Origin of the sequence: Bradyrhizobium sp. IAR9 (assembly GCF_013408065.1) — a bacterium.
Classification (GTDB): Bacteria; Pseudomonadota; Alphaproteobacteria; order Rhizobiales; family Xanthobacteraceae; genus Bradyrhizobium.
In genome coordinates this window covers 1-23,309 of sequence record NZ_JACBZW010000001.1, presented here as the reverse complement: position 1 = coordinate 23,309, position 23,309 = coordinate 1, and the positions used below count along the sequence as shown (strand labels likewise).

The window sequence follows — 23,309 nt, the reverse complement described above, 5'->3', positions numbered from 1 at the left end:
CATGGCTCATGTCGAGGTCGAGGTGACCGCAGTGGCGGGCGAGGCGGCGTTTCAGTCCCCTCGCCGACCTTCCGTGCTGGGTTCGGTCGAGCGCGCGCTCGGTCTCGTCGTCGAAATCCCGGCGGCGATCCTGGTCGTCGCCGAGATCGTGATCCTGTTTGCCGGCGTGGTCGCGCGCTACGGCCTGCACCGGCCGCTGATCTGGTCGGACGAGCTCGCCTCGATCCTGTTCCTGTGGCTCGCCATGCTGGGCGCGGCGGTTGCGTTCCGCCGCTCCGAGCACATGCGCATGACGGCGGTCGTCGCCAGCGCCAAGCCTGCGATGCGGGCCTATCTCGATCTGGTCGCGACCTCAGCGGCGCTGGCGTTCCTGGTCCTGATCGTCTGGCCCGCCTGCGACTACGCCTACGAGGAAAGCTACATCACGACGCCGGCGCTGCAGATCTCCAATATGTGGCGCGCCGCCGCGCTGCCGGCCGGCATCGGGCTGATGGCGGCCTTTGCCTTGCTGCGGCTGCTGCGCGCGGCCGATTACCGGATGGTCGCAGCTGCCGTCGTCAGCGTTGCCGTCATCATCGGCCTGTTCTGGCTGGCGGAGCCGTTGCTGCGGCCGCTCGGCAATCTCAACCTCGTCATCTTCTTCGTCGGCGTCGCCGGCTTCTGCGTCTTCGCCGGCGTTCCCATTGCGTTCGGGTTCGGCCTTGCGATCTTCGGCTATCTCGCGCTGACCACGCGCACGCCTGTCATGGTGCTGGTCGGGCGGATGGACGAGGGCATGAGCCACCTCATCCTGCTCTCGGTGCCGCTGTTCGTATTCCTGGGACTGCTGATCGAGATGACCGGCATGGCGCGGGCCATGGTGGCGTTCCTGGCGAGCCTGCTCGGCCATGTCCGCGGCGGCCTGCACTACGTGCTAGTCGGCGCCATGTACCTGGTCTCGGGCATATCAGGCGCCAAGGCCGCGGACATGGCGGCCGTCGCGCCCGTGCTGTTTCCGGAGATGAAGCAGCGCGGCGCCAGGCCCGGCGATCTCGTCGCGCTGCTGGCGGCCACCGGAGCCCAAACCGAAACCATTCCGCCGAGCCTCGTGCTGATCACGATCGGCTCGGTGACTGGCGTCTCGATCGCCGCCCTCTTCACCGGCGGCCTCCTGCCCGGCGTCGTGCTTGCGATCACGCTCTGCATGCTGGTGTGGTGGCGCTACCGCCACGAGGACATGAGTCACGTGCGCCGCGCCAGCGGTGGCGAGATCGGCAAGACCTTCGTCATCGCCCTGCCCGCGCTCGCACTGCCCTTCGTGATCCGCTACGCCGTGGTCGAGGGCATCGCGACCGCGACCGAGGTATCCACCATCGGCATCGTCTATGGCGCCCTGGTCGGCCTCCTCGTATACCGCCGCTTCGACTGGTCGCGGCTGTTTCCGATGCTGGTCGAGACCGCCGCGCTGTCGGGCGCCATTCTGCTGATCATCGGCACGGCGACCGGCATGGCCTGGGGCCTGACCCAATCAGGCTTCTCGCGCTCGCTGGCGGCGGCCATGACCGGATTGCCCGGGGGAGCGGCGACCTTCATCGCCGTCTCGATCCTGGCCTTCACCATCCTCGGCAGCGTGCTGGAGGGCATCCCGGCGATCGTGCTGTTCGGACCGCTGCTGTTTCCGATCGCCCGGGCCGTCGGCGTGCACGAGGTGCACTACGCCATGGTGATCATTCTCGCTATGGGAATCGGACTATTCGCCCCGCCCTTCGGCGTCGGCTATTATGCCGCCTGCGCCATCGGACGCGTCGATCCGGCCGAGGGCATCCGCCCGATCTGGGGCTATCTGCTGGCGCTGCTGGTGGGATTGATCATCGTCGCGATCTTCCCGTGGATCTCGATCGGATTCCTTTGAGGCGTTTGACGGAGGGTGTCGATGAGTGAGCGGCAGAACCAGTACAATATCGGCCTCGACAAGACCCCCGCCAATTACGTGCCGCTGAGCCCCCTCAGCTTCCTCGCGCGCAGTGCCGCCGTCTATCCCGACCATGTCAGCACGGTCTATGAAGGCCGCAGTTTCACCTGGGCGGAGACCTATGAGCGCTGCAAGCGTTTTGCGTCCTGGCTCGCGCGCAAGGGCATTGGCGTCGGCGATACCGTGGCGGCGATGCTGCCGAACATTCCTGCGATGAACGAGGCGCATTTTGCCGTGCCGATGACCGGCGCCGTGCTCAACGCGCTCAACATCCGCCTCGATGCGCCTTCGATCGCATTCCAGCTCGACCATGGCGGCGCCAAGATCATCCTGGTTGATCCCGAGTTTTCGGGCGTCATAAGTGACGCGCTGGCGCAGATGAGCGGGCCAAAGCCATTCGTGGTCGACGTCGACGACGCATCATTCAAAGGCGGCGGTCGCATCGGCGAGATCGAATATGAAGCAGCGGTTGCGGAAGGCGATCCTGCGTTCACGGCGATCCTGCCGCAGGACGAGTGGGACGCGATCGCGCTGAGCTACACCTCGGGCACGACCGGCAATCCCAAGGGCGTCGTCACCCATCATCGCGGCGCCTATCTCAACGCCGTCAGCAACATCCTTGCCGGCAATCTCGGCCAGCATCCGGTCTATCTCTGGACGCTGCCGATGTTCCACTGCAACGGCTGGTGCTTTCCCTGGACCATCGCGGCATCCGCCGGCATCAATGTCTGCCTGCGCAAGGTCGAGCCGACCAGGATCTTCGAGCTGATCAAGCAGCACGGCGTCACGCACATGTGCGGCGCGCCGATCGTCTACAACACGCTGATCAACGCGCCCGATGCGCCCAAAGGCAACGCGGCGCGCCGGGTCGTCGGCCTGATCGCAGGTGCCGCGCCGCCGGTCGCGGTGCTCGAAGGCGCCGAGAACATCGGCATCAAGCTGACCCATGTCTACGGCCTGACCGAGGTCTACGGCCCCGCCTCCGTCTGCGCCGAGCAGCCCGGCTGGGACGAGCTTCCGCCCGCCGAACGCGCACGCATGAAGCGCCGGCAGGGCGTGCCCTACCCGCTCGAGGAAGGCGTCACCGTCATCGATCCGAAGACGATGCAAAAGGTGCCGCGCGACGGCGAGACCATCGGCGAGGTCATGTTCCGCGGCAACATCGTGATGAAGGGCTATCTCAAGAACGAGAAGGCGACCAAGGAAGCCTTCGAGGGCGGCTGGTTTCACACCGGCGATCTCGGCGTGCTCGACGAGCGCGGCTATGTCATCATCAAGGACCGCTCCAAGGACATCATCATTTCCGGCGGCGAGAACATCTCCTCCGTCGAGGTCGAGGACATCCTCTACAAGCACCCGGCTGTGCTGTTCGCCGCCGTGGTCGCAAAGCCCGATCCGAAATGGGGCGAAGTGCCTTGCGCCTTCGTCGAGTTGAAGGACGGCGCCAGCGCCAGCGAAGCCGACATCATCGCGTTCTGCCGCAGCCACATGTCGGGCTTCAAGACGCCGAAAGCCGTCGTGTTCGGACCTATCCCGAAGACTTCGACCGGCAAGATCCAGAAATTCCTGCTGCGCAACGAGGTCGGATCCGCGAAGGCGATCTCGACCTAAGTCGGTACGTCACGAGCAGGCTGTCTCGATATCGCAGAAGCCACCTCCGCCCACACGCCGGAAAGCGGTGAACGGAGGGCTTCGTCGTCCTCACATCTTCTTATAGGCGTCGACGATCGCCTGACCATCGGCGCCGGCCTTCTTGAGCCAGTCGGCCGTGAGCTGCTCGCCGATCTTCTGGAAGCCGGCCTTCAACGCCGGGCTCGGCGGCTCGACGGTCATGCCTTTGGCCTTGAGCTGATCGATGTACCAGGTGCTCTTGTCCTGCCAGGCCTTCCAGCCGCGCGTCTCCGCCGTTGCCGCCGCCTTGAGGATGGCCTCCTGGGTCGGCTTGTCGAGCGCGTCAAACGCGGCCTTGTTGACGAAGGTGTAGTCCTTGGGAATCCAGGCCTGCACGTCATAGAAATACTTCAGCGACTCCCACGCCTTCGCGTCGTAGCCCGTGCCGCCCGAGGACATGAAGGAATTCACCACGCCAGTGGCAAGCGCCTGCGGCAGTTCCGCCGCCTGGATCGTGACCGACTGCGCGCCGACCAGCTCGCCGATGCGCGCGGTGCCGACGTTATAGGCCCGCCATTTCAGGCCCTTCATGTCTTCGATCGATGCGAGCGGCTTGTTGACATAGACGCCCTGCGGCGCCCAAGGCACCACGAACAGCAGCTTGAGACCCTGCGCATCGAGCTTCTTGGCGATTGCAGGCTTGGAGGCCTGATACAGCTTCATTGCGTCAGGGAAGCTGGTCGCCAGGAACGGCACGACGTCGACGCCGAACAACGGATCCTCGTTCTCGTGGATCGAGAGCAGCACCTCGCCCATCTGCGCCTGCCCGGTCATCACCGCGCGCTTGATGTCCGGTGCCTTGAACAGCGAGGCGCCGGGATGGACCGTGATCAGGAGCTTCCCGGACGTGGCGGCTTCGACGTCCTTGGCGAAAGCGGCCAGGTTTTCGGAGTGCGGATTATCTGCAGGGTACGCTGCCGGCAGATTCCATTTGGTTTGCGCCAAAGCGGGTGTCGCAGCCGCCACGAGGCCCGCGATCAAGGATGCGCGGAATAAACGAGACATCATCAGGCTTCTCCTCACAGTCAATTTGAATACCGGTACGCTCAATCTGGGAAAGCGAGCTTGGGCAAGAACATCACGATCTGCGGATACTCCGTGATGATGAAGACGGCGACCAGCAGCAGGATGAAGAACGGAAACGCCGCCCGCGCAACGGTGAACGTGTCGCGCCCGCTCATGTTCTGCAGCACGAACAGATTGAACCCGACCGGCGGCGTGATCTGCGCCATCTCGACGTGGATGATAAGGTAGACGCCGAACCAGACCAGATCGAGTCCGGCCTGCCTGACCATCGGCAGCACGATGACGGCGGTCAGCACGATCATCGAGATGCCGTCGATCAGGCAGCCGAGGATGATGTACATGATGCTCAAATACAGTGCGAGCATGCTCGGCGTGAGCTGCTGCCCCTGGACCCAGGTGGCGAGCGCGGCAGGAATGCCCGTATAGGCCATCGCGGCCGTGGTATAGGCTGCGCCTGCCAGGATCAGCATGATCATGCAGGTCAGGCGCGTCGCGCTCATGATGCTCTCGAGAAAGTTCTTGCGCGTGAGCGTGCCGCTCCACCAGGCCAGCAGCAACGCGCCCGTGACGCCCCATGCCGCGCATTCCGTGGCGGTCGCAAAGCCCAGCACCAGCGAGAAGAAGACCGCCATGATCAGGAGCATACAGGGCGCGAGCTTTGCCGACTCCCGCAGCTTCTGTCGGAATGGCATCGGCGGATCGCGCGGCGGGACCTTCTTGGGATTGAGCAGCGACCAGATGATGATGTAGCCCGAATAGAGCGCCATCACGAGTACGCCCGGCAGGAAGCCGCCGAGGAACACCTGCAGCACGGAGACATTCGCCGTGACCGCGTAGACCACCATCGGGATCGAGGGCGGGATCAGGAGGCCGAGCGTGCCGGAGCCTGCGAGCGATCCGAGGCTCAAGCCCTTGTCGTAGCCGCGTTTGTCGAGCTCGGGCAGCGCGATCTTGCCGATCGTCGCACAGGTCGCGGCCGAAGAGCCCGACACTGCGGCGAAGATGCCGCAGCCGATTACGTTCACATGGGTCAGGCGCCCCGGCAGCCACTGAACCCAGGGCGACAAGCCCCGAAACATCTCTTCCGACAATTTGGTACGGAAGAGAATTTCGCCCATCCAGATGAACAGCGGCAGCGCAGCCAGCGTCCACGACGCGCTGGCGCTCCAGGTGGTGGTGGCGAGCACGGCGCCGAGCGGCAGGCTCGTGGTCAGCGCCATCGCCACGAAACCGACGAGCCCGAGCGAGACCGCGATCCAGACGCCGCTTCCCAGCAGCAGGATCATGACGCCGAGCAGGATGAACGACAGCTCGATCATGCCGAGATTGGCCATGGTCAACCTCCGCCGCCCTGCGAGATACGCTCGATGAATTCATCCGGCGTCTCGTCCGGCGAGCCCTTTTCGTAGGTCGGCCGGTTGCCGGCGACGACATTGACCATTTCATCGATCAACGCGATCGACAGGATCGCAAGTCCGCCGGCGAAGCCGAGCTGCGGAATCCAGAGCGGAAGCGGGACGACGCCCTGCGCCATATCGTTGAAGCGCCAGGAATCGTAGGTCATCTGCACGGCATAGCGTGTGAAATAGAGAATGAAGGCGGTGGCGATCCCGAGCGCCATGATCTCCGCGATCTGCTTGGTCCGCCCCTGCAGACGTTCCAGCAGCAGGCCGACGCGGATCATCTCTCCGCGCTTGAAGGTATGGGCAAGGCCGAGGAACGCCATCGCGGCCATGCACCAGGACGCGAAATCATCGCCGGCGGGAATGTTGATCGCAAACTGGCGCCCGACCGACATGGCCATCATGATTGCAAAGATCGCAACCAGGAAGACGCCGGCGGCGTAGCCTGCCCCGAGATAAAGGAGATCCAGAGCGCGGCGCACCGGTCCTCCAGTCGTTACGTCGTCCCCTGCCACGCGATCCCCATCTCACATGTGGGCGATTCAGCCGACCCGGCGGTCACATATCGCGCGCCGCCGATCCTCTTCAATATCGCCGTTGCCCAACGTCTGTCTTTCAGACGTTAGATCAACATGATGCAACCGGTGCAAGCAAGGACTATGCCTGCTTGTGGCGGGAATTTCTACCGCAGGTTCAGTGCGTTTCCAGCCGCAGCCCGTCATAAGCGGGCACGACGCCCGCGGGCAGCGATTGCCGGATGACTTCGTAGTCGACATCGGCCGTCATGTTGGTGATGACTGCGCGCTTCGGCTTGAACCGTTCGATCCAGGACAGCGCATCGTTGATGCTGAAATGGCTGACATGACTGGTGTAGCGCAGGCCGTCGACGATCCAGAGGTCCAGATTTTCCAGCGCGCCCCAGCTTTCGCGCGGGATGTCGTTGAGGTCGGGTGTGTAGGCCGCATCGCCGATACGATAGCCGAGCGCGGGAATGGCGCCGTGCTGCACCAGGAAGGCTGTCATCGTCACCGCGCCGCCCTTCCCCAGAATGGTCTGGCTTTCGCCCGCCTCGATCGAATGCCGCGTCAGGATCGGCGGATAGTCGCTGCCCTCCGGCGAGATGAAGCAATACGAGAACCGCGCCATGATGTCCTTGGCGGTCGACAAGTTGAAATAGGTCGGGATACGACGGCGCATGTGCATCACGACCGAACGCAGATCGTCCATGCCGTGGGTCTGATCGGCGTGCTCATGGGTCAGGAACACCGCGTCGATGTGATCGACATTGGTCGAGAGCAGTTGCTCGCGCAGGTCCGGCGAGGTGTCGATCACGATCCGCGTGGTGCCGTGCTCGGACTTCCGCTCGACCAGTAGCGAACAGCGGCGGCGGCGGTTCTTGGGATTATTGGGATCGCAGGCGCCCCAACCGAGCGCCGGGCGCGGCACGCCGGCGGAGGAGCCGCAGCCCAGGATCGTCAGCGTCAGCGTCATGCGGCTCCCGGTTTCAAGCTTTCACCTTCGAGAACAGGCGGAAGAAGTTCTCGCTGGTCTGGCGCGAGATCTCGTCAAGCGATACGCCGCGCGTCTCGGCCAGCACTTTGGCGACCTCGACCACATAAGCGGGCTCGTTGCGTTTCCCCCGGAACTTGCCGGGCGCAAGATAGGGCGAGTCCGTTTCGACCAGGATGCGATCGGCCGGCAGTTCGGCCGCCAGCGCCCGCAACGTCTCCGATTTCTTGAAGGTCAGGATGCCCGTGAAACCGATATAGAGCCCGAGCGACACCGCCTTCAGCGCCAACTCGCGTCCGCCGGTGTAGCAATGCAGCACGGCGCCAAACGCGCCCTTGGCCGCCTCCTCCTCCAGGATGCGTGCGCAGTCCTCGTCGGCTTCGCGGGTGTGGATCACCAGCGGCAGGCCGGTGGTGCGGGCGGCGGCGATGTGGGCGCGAAAGCCCCTCGCCTGCGCCTCTGGCGAGCCGTTGTCGTAAAAATAGTCGAGCCCGGCTTCGCCAAGCGCGACGACCTTGGGATGCTCCGTCAGCGCAATCAGCTCATCCGATGCGATCCCGTCCTCCTCATTCGCATTGTGCGGATGAGTGCCGACCGAGCAGTAGACGTCCTCATAGCGCTCAGTGATGGCCAGAAGCTGATCGAGCTTCCGCACCCGGGTCGAGATCGTGACCATGCGGCCGATGCCGGCCGCGCGGGCCCGCGATACGATCCCGTCGAGATCTTCCGCAAAGTCCGGAAAATCCAGATGGCAGTGGCTGTCGACCAGCATCGCGCAAACGTCCTAGGCTGCCGGCTCGATGTAGCGCGGGAACGCCGGCGTCGGCGCCGGCAGGGTCGAGCCGGGCGCGATGCGCTTGGCACCGCCGAGCATGGCGAAGTTGCGCTCCCCGTCCGGGATGCCGAGGCTGTCGAGCAGCAATCCCGAGGCGGTCGGCATCGCGGGCTGCGCCAGGATCGCGATCTGGCGCACGACTTCGGCGGTGACGTAGAGCACCGTCTTCTGCCTTGCCGGGTCGGTCTTGGCGAGCGCCCACGGCGCCTCGCCCGCGAAATAGCGGTTGGCCTCCGCGACCACGGCCCAGACGGCGTTGAGCCAGTGATGGATCTGCTGCGTTGCCATGGCCTCGCGCGATGCGGCGACCATGCCGTCGGCCATCGCCAGGATTGCCTTGTCGTTGTCGCTGAATTCGCCGGGCTCGGGCAGCACGCCGCCGAGTTGCTTGGCGATCATCGACAGCGAACGCTGCGCGAGGTTGCCGAGATCGTTGGCGAGATCGGCGTTGATGCGCGCCACGATGGCCTCGTGATTGTAGTTGCCGTCCTGTCCGAACGGCACCTCGCGCAGGAAGAAATAGCGCACCTGGTCGACGCCGTACTGGTCGGCAAGATTGAAGGGATCGACGACGTTGCCGACCGACTTCGACATCTTCTCGCCCCTGCTGAACAGGAAGCCGTGGGCATAGACGCGCTTCGGCAGCGGAATCCCGGCCGACAGCAGGAACGCCGGCCAATACACCGCGTGGAATCGGATGATGTCCTTGCCGATGATGTGCACGTCGGCCGGCCAATAACGCCAGTTTCCGTCGTTCTCATCGGGGAAGCCGACGCCGGTGATGTAGTTGGTCAGCGCGTCGACCCAAACATACATCACGTGCTCTTCGTCACCAGGCACCTTGACACCCCAATCGAACGTGGTGCGCGAGATCGAGAGATCACGCAGGCCGCCTCTGACGAAGCTCACCACCTCGTTCTTGCGGGAGTCCGGCCCGATGAAGTCAGGCTGATCCGCATAGAGCTTCAACAGCTTGTCCTGGTATGCCGACAGCCGGAAGAAATAGCTCTTCTCCTCGACCCATTCGACCGGCGTGCCCTGCGGGCCCAGCCGGACGCCGTCATCGTTCAAGCGCGTCTCATCCTCGGCGTAATAAGCCTCGTCCCGCACGGAATACCAGCCGGCATAGATGTCGGCATAGATATCGCCGTTCGCTTCCATGCGCCGCCAGATCTCCTGGCTGGAGCGATGATGCTGCTCCTCGGTGGTGCGGATGAAGCGGTCGAACGACACGTTCAGACGCTCGTCCATCTCCTTGAAGCGACCGGCATTGCGGGCCGCGAGCGCTGAGACGGCCATGTTCTCGCCGGCCGCCGTCTGCACCATCTTCTGGCCGTGCTCGTCGGTGCCGGTCAGGAAGAACACGTCCTTGCCGTCGAGCCGCGCAAAGCGTGCCAGCACGTCGGTCGCGATCGCTTCATATGCGTGGCCGATATGTGGACTGCCATTGGGATAGGCGATCGCCGTCGTGATGTAGAAGACATTGTCGCGCGCGGGCGCGGCCACGGGCGCTGCAGCCTTTGGTGTGGCTGCGGGCGTCGCGGCTTGCGGAGCCGCAGCGGGCTTCGGCGCGCGGGGTGCCTTCGGCTTGACAACCTTCGGCGTGGCGGCGGGGGACGGCGCTGCGATCACTGGCGCGACCACCCTCGCCTTCTTGGCCACCGTCTTCGCGGGAGCCTTGGCGGACTTCTTGGCGGATTTCTTGGCTGATTTGTTAGCTGGCTTCTTGGCGACGGCCGGCTTCTTCGCAGCCTTCTTGACCGCCTTCTTTGCCGTCTTCACGGCGCTCTTCTTCGCGCCCTTCTTGGCCGTGGCCTTCTTGGTCTTCTTGACTTTCTTGGCCGCCTTGGCGTTGGCCTTGGACGCACGTGCCTTCACGGCCTTCTTTGCGGCTTTCTTCGCAGCCTTGTTGCGGCCCTTGCCTTTAGCAGTTTTCTTAGCTCGCGTTGCCACGACGAATTCCTTTACCGGCTTCTCGAAATCTGGAGACGAACCTGGGTTCGATTATTGATTTGCGCATGATCTTTCGGAAAACCGCTGCGCAATGTTCTGGATCATGCTTTAGCGCGTTGCGTCCGCCAGCCAGCCAAACACCGAGAAAACCAAGGGCTTTCGCTCCAGATTGTAGGTTTCGGTGTCGCGCGCGGCGCGGACGATCTTTTCCCATACCTCAGCTAGGCGCGCAAGGCGCGGCAGGTTCTGGTTGGCATTGGCGTCGTCCGCATGCAGGCGTTCCGCGATCCAGCGATCGATCCCGTCGATGAAGGCCGCGAGCGCGACGCGGTCGCTGGTGCCGAGCGAATCGCCGAGCGTGTGCAATTCGCGCGGATCGACCTGCGGCAGGCGCGCGAGCAGCGCCGCCGTGCGCTGCTGGAGCTTGAGCGCATCGCCGCCGAGCAGCGTCAGGGCCCGTGCAACGCTGCCCTCGGAGGCCTCCGCCGCCTCGCGCAGCGCGGGATCGCTCGGATCGAGATCGGCGGCCGAAGCCGCAGCGCCAATCACATCATCCGTGGCGAGCGATCGCAGGCGCAGCTTGCGGCAGCGCGACTGGATGGTGGCGAGCACGCGCGCGGGGGCGTGGCTGACCAAAAGGAACAGCGATTGCTGCGGCGGTTCCTCGAGAATCTTCAGCAGCGCGTTGGCCGCATTCGGATTGAGCTCGTCGACGGTGTCGACGATGCAGACGCGCCAGCCTTCGGCCGCGGCAGTCGAGCCGAAGAAGCCGATCGTCTCGCGCGTCTCGTCCACGGTGATCACGGTGCGCATCACGCCGCGATCGTTGGCGGTACGCTCCAGCGTCAGTAGGCCGCCATGCGAGGCGGCCGCCACCTGCCGCGCCACGGCGTCATCGGGATCGATCGCGAGGTCTTCGGCGCGCTGCACGGCTTCCGCCAGCGGCTGGCCATGGGCGAGCACGAAGCGCGCCATGCGATAGGCCAAAGTCGCCTTGCCGATGCCCTGCGGCCCGCCGATCAGCCAGGCGTGAGGGATGCGGCCGCTGCGATAGGCCGTCAGCAGTGCGGACTCGGCCTCGCGATGGCCGAACAATTTCGATGTCTCGCGCGGATGCGGAATGGCGCTTTCGGGCTCGGTCTGACGCGGGCTCATGCTGATATCACCGAGGCGGGCGTCGGAAGCAGACGATCGCGCAGCGCCGCCCAGACACGGCCTGCGACCGTGTCAGGGTCAGAATTGGCGTCGATCAGCACGCAGCGTGCGGGATCGTCCTCGGCAATCTTGCGATAGGCCTCGCGCAGGCCCTGGTGAAAACCGAGCTTCTCGCCTTCGAACCGGTCGGGCGTGCCGTTGCCGCGGCGCGCGGCGGCGCGTTGCAGGCCGATCTCGACCGGCAGATCGAGAATGATGGTGAGGTCCGGCTTGAGATCGCCGATCGTGACCCGCTGCATCGCGTTGATCAGGCCCTCAGGCACCTGGCCGAGGCTGCCCTGATAGGCCCGCGTCGAGTCGGCGAAGCGGTCGCACAGCACCCAGGTGCCCTGGTTGAGCGCAGGCAGGATCACGGTGCGGACATGGTCATCGCGCGCGGCGGCGAACAGCAGCGTTTCCGCCTCGGGGCCGAGCAGCTTGCCCATGCCCGACAGCACCAGATGACGCATGATCTCCGCGCCCGGCGAGCCGCCCGGCTCGCGCGTGACGCGGATGCGGAGCTTTGCCGCCTTGAGGCGGTCGGCAAGCTTCTTGATCTGGGTCGACTTGCCCGTGCCCTCGCCGCCTTCAAAGGTGACGAAGCGTCCGCGTCCGGACGGCCGCTGTAGCGCGCTCTCACTCATGATCAGAGCTTCTCGGCGCCTGCGCGGAACATGCCGATCACGAGCTCGCTGGCGCCGTCGATCGCGCGTCGCACGGTCGAGCCGGTGCCGATCGCTTCGGCCGCATAGACCGGCGTCTCCACCGCGATGTTGCCGCTGCGCCAGACCTTGACCACGCCGACCCGCTGGCCGGCCTCGACCGGCGCCCGCACCGGACCGCTATAAACGACGCGTGCAATCAGCTTGTCGCTGCCGTTCTTGTGCACCATCACCTTCACCGGAGTCTTGGCGACGAGCTTGACCGAACGGCTCTCGCCGCCGAACACCTTGGCGTAGCCGACGGGCTGCTCGGCCGCGATCAGCGTGCGGGTCTCGAAATTGCGGAAACCCCATTCCAGCATTTTCTTGGCTTCCGTCGCGCGATCCTCGGGGTCTTCCAGTCCGTTGACGACGACAATCAGCCGCGTGCCGTTCTGCACCGCCGAGCCGACCATGCCGTAGCCGCCCTCCTTGGTATAGCCGGTCTTCAGCCCGTCGGCGCCTTCCATCGAATTGAGCAGCGGATTGCGGTTGGGCTGGCGGATCTTGTTCCAGGTGTACTCTTTCTCGCCGAACAGTTTGTAGAACTCCGGAAAGTCCAGGATGATGTGCCGGGCGAGCATGCCAAGCTCGCGCACCGTCATCTTGTTGGCGGGGTCGGGCAAACCGTTGGAGTTGCCGAAGGTCGATTTGGTCATGCCGAGCTCGCGGGCGCGCTTGGTCATGAAGTCCGCCGCGAAAATCTTCTCGTTGCCCGCCATGGCCTCGGCGAGCGCGATGCAGGCATCGTTGCCGCTCTGGATGATCGCGCCGTGCAGGAGATCGTCGACCGAGACCTTGCTGTTGATGGCGGCGAACATGGTCGAGCCGCCCGAGGGCGCGCCGCCCCGGCGCCAGGCGTTCTCGCTGATCCGGTACTCGTCGGTCAGCTTGATGTCGCCCTTCTTGATGGCATTGAAGACGACCTCCGCCGTCATCAGCTTCATCATGCTGGAGGGCGCTCGGAGCTCGTCGGCGTTCTTCTCGAACAGCACGCTGCCTGAGGAGGCCTCGATCAGGATCGCGGTCGGGGCATCGCCGTCGAATCCGGCATCATCAGGCTTCTTGGCGCCCTGGATGCTCTGGTTGGCGGCCAGAAGCGCCCCGCTCCAGCCGATGCTTGCCACCAGAATCGCGGCGACCAGCCCGCGCGCCAGTGTTCCGGCTGTGAGCCAGTTACGACTAAGCAAAGGAAGACGAAATGCCATGGCGAAGCCCTGAGAGAGGCGTTCTAACAGTTGGAACAGATGCGAACAACACGCGGTTCGACGCCTGTCCCTGAGATTGCACGATTCTCGCCGCGCCCCTATCGTGGCGCCTTATGTTTTTCGACCAAACCCCTGAAACAAGGCGGAAAAGCGATGTCCTCCACCCGCGTGATCAAGGCCAACGGCATCGATCTCTTCATCCGCGAAGCCGGCCAGGGTGCGCTGGTCGTGCTGTGCCATGGCTGGCCGGAGCTTTCCTATTCCTGGCGCCACCAGATCCCCGCGCTGGCCGCGGCCGGGTTTCACGTCGTCGCCCCCGACATGCGCGGCTACGGCCAGAGCGCCGCGCCGCCTGAGGTCGCAGCCTACTCGATTTTCGACACGGTCGGCGACATGGTCGGTCTCGTGCAGGCGCTCGGCGAGACCAAGGCGATGGTGGTCGGCCACGATTGGGGCGCACCGGTTGCCTGGCATGCGGCGCTGTTCCGGCCCGACATCTTCACGGCGGTCGCGGGCCTCAGCGTGCCGCCGCCGTTCCGCGGCCGCGGCAAGCCGCTCGACCTCTTGCGCCAGGGCGGCGTCACCAATTTCTACTGGCAGTACTTCCAGGCGCCCGGCGTCGCCGAGGCCGAGCTGGAACGAGACGTCGCCCGCACCATGCGCATCGTGCTCGGCGGACGCGGCCTTGCCGATCCCACTGCCGCCATGTTCGTGCAGGAGGGCAAGGGCTTTCTCAGCCACGCCACCACCGAGGAGCCGCTGCCCGGCTGGCTCGGCGAGGCCGACCTCGCCTATTTCACCGAAAGCTTCCGCAAGTCCGGCTTTCGCGGCGGGCTGAACTGGTACCGCAACATCGACCGCAATTGGGAGCTGACGGCGCCCTGGCAGGACGCGCAGATCCATCAGCCCTCGCTGTTCATCGCCGGCTCCAGGGACGCCGTCATCACCGGCCTGATCGGTGCCAAGCGCGTCAACGAGCTCGAGCGCGTGCTGCCCAATCTGAAGCAGAAGCTGATCATCGAGGGCGCCGGCCATTGGGTGCAGCAGGAACGGCCCGACGAGGTGAACGCGGCGCTGGTGCAATTCCTGAAGGAAAGCGCAGCCTAATAGAGCCCGCGGCCGCTCAGGATGCTGCGGGCCTCGGCGGCCCCGTCGGCCGATGACGGCGCGTTCTCCGCCGCGTAGCGGCCGTCCGCGTCATAGGACACGGCGCGCGCGTTGTGGACCGCCCGCCCCCGGCCGCGGCTCGAGGCCGACATTTCCGAGGTCGCATTGAGCGAGGCCATGTCGGCGGAGGTGGTGCCGAGATTATAGGGCCGCCCCTCCGGCATCGGCACGTCGCCGCGAATGGCACCGCGGCTCGATCCCGGCAATTCCGGCACGAAGGGCTTGGCCGAGGCGACCCGGACCATCGAGGGCGACGGCGCCGGAACGCCGGTGCGCAGGGTCGCCAGAAGCTGGCGGTCGTCGGAGCCTTCGAGCGGCGCCCGGCCGACATATTCGACGCGGACCTTGGCGACGCCATTGCCTTTGAATTCAAGCAGTTCGGCGGCCTTGTTCGAGACATCGATGAGGCGGTTGCCGTGATAGGGGCCGCGGTCATTGACGCGCACGATCAGCGACTTGCCGTTCGAGACATTGGTCACCCGCGCATAGGACGGCATCGGCAGGGTCGGATGCGCCGCGGTCAGCGAGGTCATGTCGAACACTTCGCCATTGGCGGTCAGGCGGCCGTGGAAGTCATCGCCGTACCAGGACGCCATGCCCTCGGCGCGATAGTTGACGTCCTCCTCGGGCATGTAGGTCCGGCCGGCCACGACATAGGGCTTGCCGACGCGGTAGGTGCCGCCGCCCTTCGGGACCGGGTCCCCGAACGCCACGACCCGGGGGCTCGAGGACACGCCGTATTTCGGATCGACGCGGCTGGCGAATTTGTTGGAGGAGGCGCAATTGGCCAGCGCAACGCAGGCCGCGACCGCCGCAGCGCCACGCGCGGCCCGCAAAACCGAATCTGACCGTCGGATCCCCATGCGCCCCAAATACCACTTTGCCGGAGGTGTACCCACCCCGCTTTGGCTACGGGGAGCGCTGTCCGGTCCTTTAATCCGAGGCGGCCCACCACCGCGTCGGATGCGGTAACGATAACGCAACCCGAACACGGCGGAAATGGGGAGCCCACAGCGATCCCGCCGGGATGGTAAACGAGACGTTCGCATTTTTCCGTTGTTCTACGGAGCGATGGCGCCAACCCTGTGCCACGGCTGGACATTCTGTTGCGCCGAATCCTCACTCCACCCCCATTGTCGCTGCCTTCACTGGAATTCTTTTGACTGTGCAAGGCCGCACGCGTTCTCTCGGCTGCAAGGGCGGGATTTGGAATTTAACGATGATCGAGACGGTTTCGGCACTGATGGGTCTGGTAAGCGCGGGGATCTTCCTGGCCCATGCGTTTGAAGGCTACCGCACGAGGGCCTAAGGGCACTCGCGCGAGCATCACCTCTTTCAAGACGGCGCGTTCGGACAATTTTGATCGATCCGAGCGAGCATCGAAAACGAGAGCGGCAGGTGTCACATGCGCAACCATGACCTGGTATCTGACGGCTTCCTGGCATTGACCGCCGGCGGCTTGGTACTGCTCTGCTCGAGCCTCGTGGCACTGGCGTTCGCCTGAGCCCCGCTTCGTTACCCTCCAGCACAGCTCCACCGCGGCGCAGTATGCGCCAATGTCCCGCTCCCAATCTGTTGATTGAATTCCCGCGTTCGGTGCCTCGACTCATTTCCAGAGGCCATCACCAACGAGGGTGACACAAATGCTTGCCGAGAAATTCTTCCTGGTCCTGGAATCCCTGATCCGCGGCGACCGCACCTATCCGGACGGAAGCCCCCGGGTCATCAGCACCTCCCCGCACGTGCCGGTCAGGCTGCCGGCGCAGAAATAGCCGGCGTCACGCGCCACTCAGCGCAGACCCAGCAGGGAGCGGCGATAGCGGCTGTCACGGGCCTCGTTCAGGCAGACGAAGCTGCCGTCGACCCCCTGGCCGTACCGCTTCTGACCCTTGCGGTAGTAGATGCCCTTCCTGAGGTCGAGCCAGACCACCTTGTCGTGCGGGCAATGACGCTGCGCCTGCGCCTCGTAGCGAAACGGCGTCAGCGGTGTCGCCGAGACCTCCGCGGCGCCCGCGCCAATCATGATCGCGCCGGCGAGCGCGATGCCGCCGGACCACCTGCGAAAGCCGCTCCTCGTCACTCCCCGCCTCCCGATCCACACCGTCGCGCGATGGCCGTTCGGCACGCTAGCACGAAATGGCGCGATCAGCCGCTGGCGGGACGTGCGGCGCGTCTTCCGCCGGCCATGTTGTCGGGCTAGATGAAAGCGATCGTTTCGATTGCGAGGATGCAGCCTGAATGTCGGTTGAGCCTTCACCCCAATCCGAACCTCGTTCGCCCTCGCCGCGCCTCGGCCTGCTGCCGATGATCATCTTCGGCTCGCGCTGGCTGCAACTGCCGCTCTATCTCGGACTGATCGTGGCGCAATGCGTCTACATCGCGCTGTTCCTGAAAGAGCTCTGGCACCTCTCCTGGCACGCCCTCGACCTCACCGAGCAGCAGATCATGATGAGTGTGCTGGCGCTGATCGACGTCGTGATGATCTCCAACCTGCTCGTGATGGTGATCGTCGGCGGCTACGAGACGTTCGTCTCGCGGCTCGACCTGCAGGGCCATCCCGACGAGCCGGAATGGCTCGGCCACGTCAATGCGAGCGTGCTCAAGATCAAGCTCGCCATGGCCATCATCGGCATCTCCTCGATCGCGCTGCTGCGCACCTTCATCGAGGCCGGCAATCTCGGCTCGAACCGCGCCGGCTTCACCGAGACCGGCGTGATGTGGCAGGTGCTGATCCACCTCACCTTCGTCGTTTCGGCGATCGGCATTGCCTATGTCGACAAGCTCGGTGACTCCGGCACGCGCAAGCAGGCCGAGTGAGGTTACCAAGGTCGGCCTTATTGCTTGTCCACTTCGAGCTGCGCCAGCGCCTGGTGCAGGCACTCCTGAAGCTTCAGCGCGACCTGCTCACGCGCGATGCCCTTGGCGGCGAGATCGCCTGACACCTTGTCTACGACATCGGCGATCGCCCGGCTCTCCAGATGGTCCGTCACCAGCGTGGTGGCGTAGCTTGCCGCGGCATCGCCGCTCAGCCCGAGTTGGCCTGCAGCCCAAAGCCCGAGCAGCTTGTTGGACCGGGCGGTGGCCTTGAACATGAATTCCTCGTCGTGGACGAACTTGGCCTCAAAGCCCTGCTCGCGCTTGTCGAACGTGGTCATGGTCAGCTCCATTTGCGCTTGCGCTGATAGGTGTCGGACTGGCTGGGGGCGAACGTCTCCCGTGCTTCACGTCAGTTCGGATCAGTTGAAGCTTCCGGCGGAAGCCAAACGCCGTCAAGCCTGCCGATGCGCCCCCGCGCCGGGCGCGTGCATCCCTGCACAAGCCCGGCGCCAGCCGGCTCGGCTAGGCAGAGATCGTTTACTGATCGTTAAGCAGACTCGGCGCCGCATGGCTTGGGGCATACCGAGAGCTGACGCATGAACAAAGAGCTGCGGGAGTTTCGACGGCTTGAACGGGTTTGCCTGGAGCAGGCCGCCCTCTCCATGGACCTCGCGAAAAGCGGGCTGCTCAAGGTCGCCGACGATTGCCGCATCGCAGCCGAAGCCATCGAGGCGCAATCGCCCCGCGGCGCGTTCACAGGGGCCGTCCAGGCGCTGAGGCTGGCTTGGAGCGCGACGCGGACGCCGAAACGGCACTAGCCGGCGGCATCGCCCGGACAGATCGCGTCAGAAGATTGCGGGCGGGACCCGCGCTGGATCAGGCCTTCGCCGCCGCCGCCTCGCGCGCCAGCCGTTCGGCCTTCAGCCGCTCCTTGTTGGCGTAAAACGCCTTCTGCGCCTCTTCATGGTCGCGCATGGCCTTTTCGGCCTCGATCCGGCGTGCCGCATCGCGCGCCTGGCGCTGCTCGGGGGTCAGAGGTTTGCGTCGGAAGGAAAGGTCTTCAGTCATGCGGAGACAACGCAGACCCGGCGAAAGGGTTCCACTGGGCGGACCCGGCGGCCCTGCAAATTGGAACTCGACCGGTCCGCCCCGCCCGAACGGGCTCCAACAAATATCGAAAAACAACCCCATGCATAGTAGCTATGCTATTGTAGAATAAAGCTTTTTCTAGGCTCTCGAAGGCCCCTGGATATCAACCTCGGCGATGACGGGCAGGTGGTCCGAGAACGCCCTCGCCTCCGTGTCGGTCCAGACTTTCGCGATCCGGCTATCAGAGGTCGCATAAATCCGGTCGAGCCGCATCAGGGGCAAGCGCGATGGGAAGGTGCGCAGCCGCGTACGGTTTGGGCAGGCCTGCGCGAGCACGCGCCGCACCGACTTGACCCAAAACCAATCGTTGAAATCGCCGAGGACGACGGTCCTTTCGGGTTTCACCAGGCTCACCAGGGTTTGTGCCTGGGCATGCCGCTCGTGGATGCTCAGGCCGAGATGCGTGGCAACCACGCGCACATCACCGACCGGCGTCAGGAGGCCAGCGGCAATGGCCCTGCGCGGCTCGCGCTCCCGATACGACACGTCGACGATTTCGGGCACCCCGGAGAACGGAAAGCGGCTCAGGAGCATCTGACCGTAGTCGCCATCCGCGGTGACAATCGACTTGGCGTGAACGCGGTGATCGCCGACGACACTCGCCAGCTTCGCAAACGGATCGTCGGACCTCGATCGCGAATCCACCTCCTGAAGCGCGACGACATCAGGAGCCCATTTGCGAAGGATGGAGCAGACCCCCTCCAGATCGAACTTCGGATTGAGATTGAACGTGCCGTGCACATTCCACGTCATGAAACGCACCGGCGCCATCAGCGCCTCCCGGCGAGCCAGGTCGCGAGGAATTGCGCGCCTGCGCAGACGCCGAGCCAGCCCAGGAACGCCAGCACCAACAGCAACATGCTGCTCCAGGATGCATGGCGGGCCAAATCCGCGATCTGAGCCCCCAGCACGGCCATGGCAAGAATACCGGGCGTCATGCCAAGCAGGGTTCCGAGCAGGAAGTCGCGCAAAGGCAGCGTGCTCGCGCCAGCCACGACGTTCACGACCGAGAACGGTGCGATGGGAATCATCCGGATGACGACGACAGCCAGGACGCCCTTGCCGACAACGCGGTCCTGGATCCGCGCGGCGCGTCGTCCGAGCAACTGCTGGAGCCGCTGCCGTCCGAGGGCCCGCCCGATCACGAAAAGGACGAAGGCGCTGAGCAAGACGCCGGCGATCGCAGTGGCGAAACCCAGCCATGGCCCAAGCGCGGCAGCCGTTGCTGCAATGAGCACGAGCACCGGAAACACCACCAGCCCGCCAACGACAAAAGCCGCGATTGCGAGTGGCGGCCCCCAGACGGACTGGGAGTAAGTAGACAGCAAATTCGAGACGCGGCCCGTGTCGGCCAAATCGCTCAAGGAGGTGTACGACCAGGCTATTGCCAAGCCAAAAAGCGCCACGGCGATCGATACGATCCCGATGACGGTCTTCGTGCTCCACATGCGCGATGCCGCCCGCTCGAGATGAAGGGGCCGCTCAGGGTCCGCCACCGGCTGAACCATCGTGGCCAGAGTGCTGGTCAGGACTGAGGCTTCCACTGCCCGCAGCGTCTTCGGGCCATCGGCTTTCGACACCTCGTCCATAAGAGCAAGAAGACGATCGTCGTTTTGCCTGACGCTCCGTTCGTCGAGGCCACAAAAATGGGCTATCAGGCGACGCCGAACTGAAGCGACGGACTCCCGATGTTCGTCGGATGCGGCTTCAAAAATCAGATCACATTCGCTGTCGGCGCCCATCGACCGGTTGTTCAAATTGGCCGAGCCTATCCTCAAGATCCTGTCATCGACGATCATGAGCTTGCTGTGCACCATCACGGCCGCTTCCGTGTCTCCCTCTCGTGTGACCGGGTAGACGAAGCGGATGCGATCTGCCACGCCGGCCTCGCTGAAGCAGTCGATGAACGCGCCACGGCCGTTCTGCATGGCCTGGGATTCCAGCCACGAGGAATGCAGTTTTGGAGCGACGACCAGAACCCGGAGCGACGGCACGCGCTGCATCTGCTCCGCCAACTCATGCGCGATCTTGATCGCGCTGGTGAACTGGTTCTCGATGTAGATGAAGCTCGTCGCGGACCGGATCGCTGCAATCAAGGAGCGTTCGACCTCCCTGATGGTCGAACCTGCAGGACAGACCACCTCGGTCCGGGCGATCCCAACCGGCATGAGCTCAGCCTCGACCGGCACATGCGACGGCCAGCGCATACTCTTTTGCGCATGCCGATCCTGCATCTGTTGGCCTGCCGCACGCCAGCGCTCCTCGGCGAGCTCGAACAGCGAGGCGGCAGCATCCCCGTCGACCACGCATTGAACATCATGAAACGGCGGGTATGGCTTGCCCTGGGGGTCGCAGCGCAGTTCGTGATCGACGCGATGATCGCTCGTGTCCCAGCGCCTGATCGTCAGATCGAGCCCGCCGACGAACGCCAGTGAGCCGTCGATAGAGACGATCTTCTGGTGCTGGGCCGAGCCGAACGGAAGCGTGGAATCCAGATGAAATCGGACGCGGCCGTCCGTGTCGGCGGTGAATTTGGCCGCGGAATTCCATTCCCGTTCGGAGGCGTAGAACGAGACGAAGTCCCAGACCAGAATGTTGATCCGCAGGTCCGGCCGGCGGTGAACGAGGGCGCGCAGAAATGGGCCGAGCTCTTCCGGCAAGCCGTCATCCGCCCGCCCCGACGATCCAACCAGCCTGGTCTCGCTATGGATATCCCACCCGACGATGTAGATGAGATCCTGCGCCGCGAGCAGCGCCTCGCGCAGGGCCGCGAAATAAGCGGCCGCATCGTTCAGAACCGCCACGCGCCGCGCCTTGCACCGCCGCCAGACGGTGTCGCCGGGTATCAGGGTGGATGAGCTCTGAAGCAGGTGGACCTCGCAATTTGCATTCGCGTCTAAACGCGCTGAATGCTCAAGGGGTTCCACGAATCCAGGAGGTCGAGGTTGCCAGGCACTGAGTCTGCGCTGTGCGCCGTCGCAATTTCGTGAGACCGCAACATCATTGAGACAGGTCAATACGAGCAGGCCGAAGCTCTGGGAACCTCAGGTCGGCAAGCAGATGGAGACGGCCATGTCACAGCAGAGCAGCATGCACTTCTACCTCAATTGGGCCAAGGAGCGGATCGACGAGATGGACGCCGCATTGGCCTCGTTCGAGGTCAAGGCAGGTCAGGCCAAGGCCGAGTCCAAGGTGAAGACGGATCAGCTCCTGTCCGATCTGACGACGCGCCGTGACGCGTTTCAGGCAATGCTCAAGTCCCAGGCGGAAGCAGGTGAAGCCGCCTGGACGGACGCCAAGGCCGATTTGGAAAAGCAGTGGGCGGGATTCGAGGCCCAGGTGAAAACCTACTTCGAAGGCGCCGGCAAACAGTTGGAGCAGCAGCAAGCCACTTTCAAGGACGTCGCAGCGGCCCAAGCCAAGGCCTGGCGCGAAGCGGCGGACAAATTCCGCGAGGCCGCGGGTAAAGTGACCGCAGCCCGCACCGTCGATGTCGATGCCGCGCTCAAGCAGATGAAATCCGATGCGTCCGAAGCCGAAGCGCGTCTGCAGAAGCTGAAGCAGGCCGGCAGCGAATCCTGGTCGGTCCTGAGCGAGGCGCTCGCCGAGTCCCGGAAGGCGTTCGATCAGGCGAACCAGGCCGCGTGGAACGCGCTGAAGGGTGGCGGTCCGAAGAGCTGAGGTTTTCGGTTTGCCAAGGCTGCCCACTTGAAAAAGACGGGCGTAGGGCACGTGTGGCACGGCGTAGCTCACGCGCCCTAATGCGGTCAGCTTCCTTTGGCAGTGGCCCCTGACCGCGCTCTACCAAGGCCGGAATGAATGGCTAGCGACGCTCCGGCGTCGCCACCGGCTTCATAGGCCGTCATCGACACCATCCGTCCGGTGCTGCGCTGGGTCCGGAGCTTGAGGTCGAGCTTGTCGAATTCCGCATCGACCACCGAGGTCTTGAGAACCACCAGCCCGCGGCCGGTGCCTTCGTTGACCTGATCGCGACTGGCCTTGATTGCCACCAGCCTGTCCGCGATCGACGCCACCATCCCGAGCGCGAAGGAGGCATTGGCCAGATGCCGCTCTTGGTGCCGGAACCGGGCGTAGTCGACCGAGGTCTTAAAGCGCCCAAGTTCGGCGCGCACGGCGCCGTCGATCAGCTCGGCCAGGTAATGCGCGACCTCGACATCGGCGCCGAGACCGAAGAACACATAGATGTTCTCGCCGGCCGGGTTCTTCTCGCGCCAGACCCGGCAATCGCAGAAATGAGCGATCGCGCCGATGCAGTCGTCGAGCGGAATTCGCTTCTTGCGATGGGTCTCAAAGACCCTCCGTTCGCACGGCGAGGCGCGCAACTCGACGTCGGAGAGCGACAAATCGTGGCGATCCAGCAGTTCGGCAACCTTGGCGGCGGCAGACAGCGCCTCGTCCTCGGTACAGCCATTGGCGATGGTCTTGGCGCGCAACGCCTGAATGCGAAGCTTGAGCTTGCCGAGCCCGTCCGGATTTAACGCCTGGTCCACCGATCACCTGCTCGGGAAAGCCCGACCGAGAGACCCCGTTCGGTGAGCGGCCCGAGACATAGGTGACAGAACGTACCGGACACATGGGTTACACTTTCCGCTTTTGTTCTGCGGGAGGTGGCGATGCCGTGGAGAGCGAGTTCGGTCATGGAAGAACGCCTTCGCTTTGTCGCCCGGCTTCTGGAAGGAGAAGCCATGTCCGAGGTCTGCCGCG

At 64.5% G+C, this 23,309-nt stretch carries 23 protein-coding genes; 7 read left to right on the top strand and 16 right to left on the bottom strand.

What is annotated here, in order from left to right; genetic code table 11:
* The first annotated feature begins 1 nt into the window (after position 1).
* Together GGD67_RS00110 and GGD67_RS00105 are read left to right on the top strand one after the other, a co-directional pair.
* Entirely contained in the window at positions 2 to 1,891 is a 1,890-nt protein-coding gene (locus GGD67_RS00110) for a TRAP transporter large permease subunit (RefSeq protein ID WP_179730469.1), read from the top strand.
* A 21-nt stretch (positions 1,892 to 1,912) separates the two neighbouring features.
* The gene (locus tag GGD67_RS00105; RefSeq protein WP_179730468.1) at positions 1,913 to 3,562 is read left to right on the top strand and encodes an acyl-CoA synthetase; all 1,650 of its coding nucleotides are present in this window, start codon (positions 1,913 to 1,915) and stop codon (positions 3,560 to 3,562) included.
* Between the two features lie 90 nt (positions 3,563 to 3,652).
* Here GGD67_RS00105 and GGD67_RS00100 read toward each other — a convergent pair whose 3' ends face one another.
* From GGD67_RS00100 to GGD67_RS00060, 9 genes are all read right to left on the bottom strand, one after another.
* A complete protein-coding gene (locus GGD67_RS00100; protein WP_179730467.1) occupies positions 3,653 to 4,630 on the bottom strand; it encodes a TRAP transporter substrate-binding protein in 978 nt (325 codons plus the stop codon).
* Between the two features lie 38 nt (positions 4,631 to 4,668).
* A complete protein-coding gene (locus GGD67_RS00095; RefSeq protein WP_179730466.1) occupies positions 4,669 to 5,982 on the bottom strand; it encodes a TRAP transporter large permease in 1,314 nt (437 codons plus the stop codon).
* Positions 5,983 to 5,984: 2 nt separating this feature from the next.
* On the bottom strand, positions 5,985 to 6,533 hold the full coding sequence (locus tag GGD67_RS00090; RefSeq protein ID WP_018320472.1) for a TRAP transporter small permease: 549 nt from the start codon (positions 6,531 to 6,533) through the stop codon (positions 5,985 to 5,987).
* 211 nt (positions 6,534 to 6,744) lie between these two features.
* Entirely contained in the window at positions 6,745 to 7,542 is a 798-nt protein-coding gene (locus tag GGD67_RS00085; RefSeq protein ID WP_018320473.1) for an MBL fold metallo-hydrolase, read from the bottom strand.
* Positions 7,543 to 7,555: 13 nt separating this feature from the next.
* On the bottom strand, positions 7,556 to 8,332 hold the full coding sequence (locus GGD67_RS00080; RefSeq protein ID WP_179730465.1) for a TatD family hydrolase: 777 nt from the start codon (positions 8,330 to 8,332) through the stop codon (positions 7,556 to 7,558).
* Between the two features lie 12 nt (positions 8,333 to 8,344).
* Positions 8,345 to 10,348 (bottom strand): methionine--tRNA ligase, encoded by a 2,004-nt coding sequence (gene metG, locus GGD67_RS00075; RefSeq protein WP_179730464.1) that lies wholly within the window; start codon positions 10,346 to 10,348, stop codon positions 8,345 to 8,347.
* Positions 10,349 to 10,456: 108 nt separating this feature from the next.
* A complete protein-coding gene (locus GGD67_RS00070) occupies positions 10,457 to 11,503 on the bottom strand; it encodes a DNA polymerase III subunit delta' (protein ID WP_179730463.1) in 1,047 nt (348 codons plus the stop codon).
* The gene (gene tmk, locus GGD67_RS00065; RefSeq protein WP_179730462.1) at positions 11,500 to 12,186 is read right to left on the bottom strand and encodes a dTMP kinase; all 687 of its coding nucleotides are present in this window, start codon (positions 12,184 to 12,186) and stop codon (positions 11,500 to 11,502) included. Before tmk ends, GGD67_RS00070 begins: the two co-directional genes overlap by 4 nt.
* A 2-nt stretch (positions 12,187 to 12,188) precedes the next feature.
* Complete coding sequence (locus GGD67_RS00060) at positions 12,189 to 13,451, bottom strand: D-alanyl-D-alanine carboxypeptidase family protein (RefSeq protein ID WP_018320477.1); 1,263 nt, start codon at positions 13,449 to 13,451, stop codon at positions 12,189 to 12,191.
* A 153-nt stretch (positions 13,452 to 13,604) separates the two neighbouring features.
* Here GGD67_RS00060 and GGD67_RS00055 point away from each other — a divergent pair, with 153 nt between their 5' ends.
* Complete coding sequence (locus tag GGD67_RS00055; RefSeq protein ID WP_018320478.1) at positions 13,605 to 14,558, top strand: alpha/beta fold hydrolase; 954 nt, start codon at positions 13,605 to 13,607, stop codon at positions 14,556 to 14,558.
* On the opposite strand, the gene GGD67_RS00050 is transcribed toward GGD67_RS00055, so the two are convergent.
* The gene (locus GGD67_RS00050) at positions 14,555 to 15,481 is read right to left on the bottom strand and encodes a septal ring lytic transglycosylase RlpA family protein (protein ID WP_179730461.1); all 927 of its coding nucleotides are present in this window, start codon (positions 15,479 to 15,481) and stop codon (positions 14,555 to 14,557) included. The two genes, GGD67_RS00055 and GGD67_RS00050, sit on opposite strands and share 4 nt — an antisense overlap.
* A 780-nt stretch (positions 15,482 to 16,261) precedes the next feature.
* On the opposite strand from GGD67_RS00050, the gene GGD67_RS39670 reads away from it, so the two are divergent.
* Positions 16,262 to 16,390, top strand: a complete 129-nt coding sequence (locus tag GGD67_RS39670) for a hypothetical protein (RefSeq protein ID WP_018320480.1) — start codon at positions 16,262 to 16,264, stop codon at positions 16,388 to 16,390.
* 17 nt (positions 16,391 to 16,407) lie between these two features.
* Here the strand turns inward: GGD67_RS39670 and GGD67_RS00045 are convergent, their stop codons facing one another.
* Positions 16,408 to 16,698 carry a hypothetical protein gene (locus GGD67_RS00045; protein WP_179730460.1) on the bottom strand — a complete coding sequence of 97 codons (291 nt, stop codon included), beginning with the start codon at positions 16,696 to 16,698 and terminating at the stop codon, positions 16,408 to 16,410.
* 158 nt (positions 16,699 to 16,856) lie between these two features.
* Between GGD67_RS00045 and GGD67_RS00040 the strand changes: the two genes are divergently transcribed.
* Entirely contained in the window at positions 16,857 to 17,435 is a 579-nt protein-coding gene (locus tag GGD67_RS00040; protein WP_092258137.1) for a TIGR00645 family protein, read from the top strand.
* A 17-nt stretch (positions 17,436 to 17,452) separates the two neighbouring features.
* On the opposite strand, the gene GGD67_RS00035 is transcribed toward GGD67_RS00040, so the two are convergent.
* Entirely contained in the window at positions 17,453 to 17,773 is a 321-nt protein-coding gene (locus GGD67_RS00035) for a DUF1476 domain-containing protein (protein WP_038970337.1), read from the bottom strand.
* 258 nt (positions 17,774 to 18,031) lie between these two features.
* On the opposite strand from GGD67_RS00035, the gene GGD67_RS00030 reads away from it, so the two are divergent.
* The gene (locus GGD67_RS00030) at positions 18,032 to 18,253 is read left to right on the top strand and encodes a hypothetical protein (RefSeq protein WP_179730459.1); all 222 of its coding nucleotides are present in this window, start codon (positions 18,032 to 18,034) and stop codon (positions 18,251 to 18,253) included.
* Positions 18,254 to 18,311: 58 nt separating this feature from the next.
* Here the strand turns inward: GGD67_RS00030 and GGD67_RS00025 are convergent, their stop codons facing one another.
* The 3 genes from GGD67_RS00025 to GGD67_RS00015 all read right to left on the bottom strand — a co-directional run bounded on the left by GGD67_RS00025 (position 18,312) and on the right by GGD67_RS00015 (position 21,388).
* Positions 18,312 to 18,503 (bottom strand): hypothetical protein, encoded by a 192-nt coding sequence (locus GGD67_RS00025; protein ID WP_018320485.1) that lies wholly within the window; start codon positions 18,501 to 18,503, stop codon positions 18,312 to 18,314.
* 159 nt (positions 18,504 to 18,662) lie between these two features.
* Positions 18,663 to 19,355, bottom strand: coding sequence for an endonuclease/exonuclease/phosphatase family protein (locus tag GGD67_RS00020; RefSeq protein WP_018320486.1), 693 nt, complete (start codon positions 19,353 to 19,355; stop codon positions 18,663 to 18,665).
* The gene (locus GGD67_RS00015) at positions 19,355 to 21,388 is read right to left on the bottom strand and encodes a VTT domain-containing protein (protein WP_179730458.1); all 2,034 of its coding nucleotides are present in this window, start codon (positions 21,386 to 21,388) and stop codon (positions 19,355 to 19,357) included. The genes GGD67_RS00020 and GGD67_RS00015 overlap by 1 nt, the downstream gene beginning before the upstream one ends.
* Before the next feature lie 268 nt (positions 21,389 to 21,656).
* Here GGD67_RS00015 and GGD67_RS00010 point away from each other — a divergent pair, with 268 nt between their 5' ends.
* Positions 21,657 to 22,265 carry a hypothetical protein gene (locus tag GGD67_RS00010; protein ID WP_179730457.1) on the top strand — a complete coding sequence of 203 codons (609 nt, stop codon included), beginning with the start codon at positions 21,657 to 21,659 and terminating at the stop codon, positions 22,263 to 22,265.
* 86 nt (positions 22,266 to 22,351) lie between these two features.
* On the opposite strand, the gene GGD67_RS00005 is transcribed toward GGD67_RS00010, so the two are convergent.
* Complete coding sequence (locus GGD67_RS00005; protein WP_018320488.1) at positions 22,352 to 23,095, bottom strand: DUF2786 domain-containing protein; 744 nt, start codon at positions 23,093 to 23,095, stop codon at positions 22,352 to 22,354.
* Positions 23,096 to 23,309 lie beyond the last annotated feature (214 nt).

Bases quoted from the DNA above. Each gene is read 5' to 3' on its own strand.
- GGD67_RS00110 (WP_179730469.1), top strand. From the start codon at position 2: ATGGCTCATGTCGAGGTCGAGGTGACCGCAGTGGCGGGCGAGGCGGCG.
- GGD67_RS00105 (WP_179730468.1), top strand. From the start codon at position 1,913: ATGAGTGAGCGGCAGAACCAGTACAATATCGGCCTCGACAAGACCCCC.
- GGD67_RS00100 (WP_179730467.1), bottom strand. From the start codon at position 4,630: ATGATGTCTCGTTTATTCCGCGCATCCTTGATCGCGGGCCTCGTGGCG.
- GGD67_RS00095 (WP_179730466.1), bottom strand. From the start codon at position 5,982: ATGGCCAATCTCGGCATGATCGAGCTGTCGTTCATCCTGCTCGGCGTC.
- GGD67_RS00085 (WP_018320473.1), bottom strand. From the start codon at position 7,542: ATGACGCTGACGCTGACGATCCTGGGCTGCGGCTCCTCCGCCGGCGTG.
- GGD67_RS00080 (WP_179730465.1), bottom strand. From the start codon at position 8,332: ATGCTGGTCGACAGCCACTGCCATCTGGATTTTCCGGACTTTGCGGAA.
- GGD67_RS00070 (WP_179730463.1), bottom strand. From the start codon at position 11,503: ATGAGCCCGCGTCAGACCGAGCCCGAAAGCGCCATTCCGCATCCGCGC.
- tmk (WP_179730462.1), bottom strand. From the start codon at position 12,186: ATGAGTGAGAGCGCGCTACAGCGGCCGTCCGGACGCGGACGCTTCGTC.
- GGD67_RS00060 (WP_018320477.1), bottom strand. From the start codon at position 13,451: ATGGCATTTCGTCTTCCTTTGCTTAGTCGTAACTGGCTCACAGCCGGA.
- GGD67_RS00055 (WP_018320478.1), top strand. From the start codon at position 13,605: ATGTCCTCCACCCGCGTGATCAAGGCCAACGGCATCGATCTCTTCATC.
- GGD67_RS00050 (WP_179730461.1), bottom strand. From the start codon at position 15,481: ATGGGGATCCGACGGTCAGATTCGGTTTTGCGGGCCGCGCGTGGCGCT.
- GGD67_RS39670 (WP_018320480.1), top strand. From the start codon at position 16,262: ATGCTTGCCGAGAAATTCTTCCTGGTCCTGGAATCCCTGATCCGCGGC.
- GGD67_RS00040 (WP_092258137.1), top strand. From the start codon at position 16,857: ATGTCGGTTGAGCCTTCACCCCAATCCGAACCTCGTTCGCCCTCGCCG.
- GGD67_RS00035 (WP_038970337.1), bottom strand. From the start codon at position 17,773: ATGACCACGTTCGACAAGCGCGAGCAGGGCTTTGAGGCCAAGTTCGTC.
- GGD67_RS00030 (WP_179730459.1), top strand. From the start codon at position 18,032: ATGAACAAAGAGCTGCGGGAGTTTCGACGGCTTGAACGGGTTTGCCTG.
- GGD67_RS00025 (WP_018320485.1), bottom strand. From the start codon at position 18,503: ATGACTGAAGACCTTTCCTTCCGACGCAAACCTCTGACCCCCGAGCAG.
- GGD67_RS00020 (WP_018320486.1), bottom strand. From the start codon at position 19,355: ATGGCGCCGGTGCGTTTCATGACGTGGAATGTGCACGGCACGTTCAAT.
- GGD67_RS00010 (WP_179730457.1), top strand. From the start codon at position 21,657: ATGTCACAGCAGAGCAGCATGCACTTCTACCTCAATTGGGCCAAGGAG.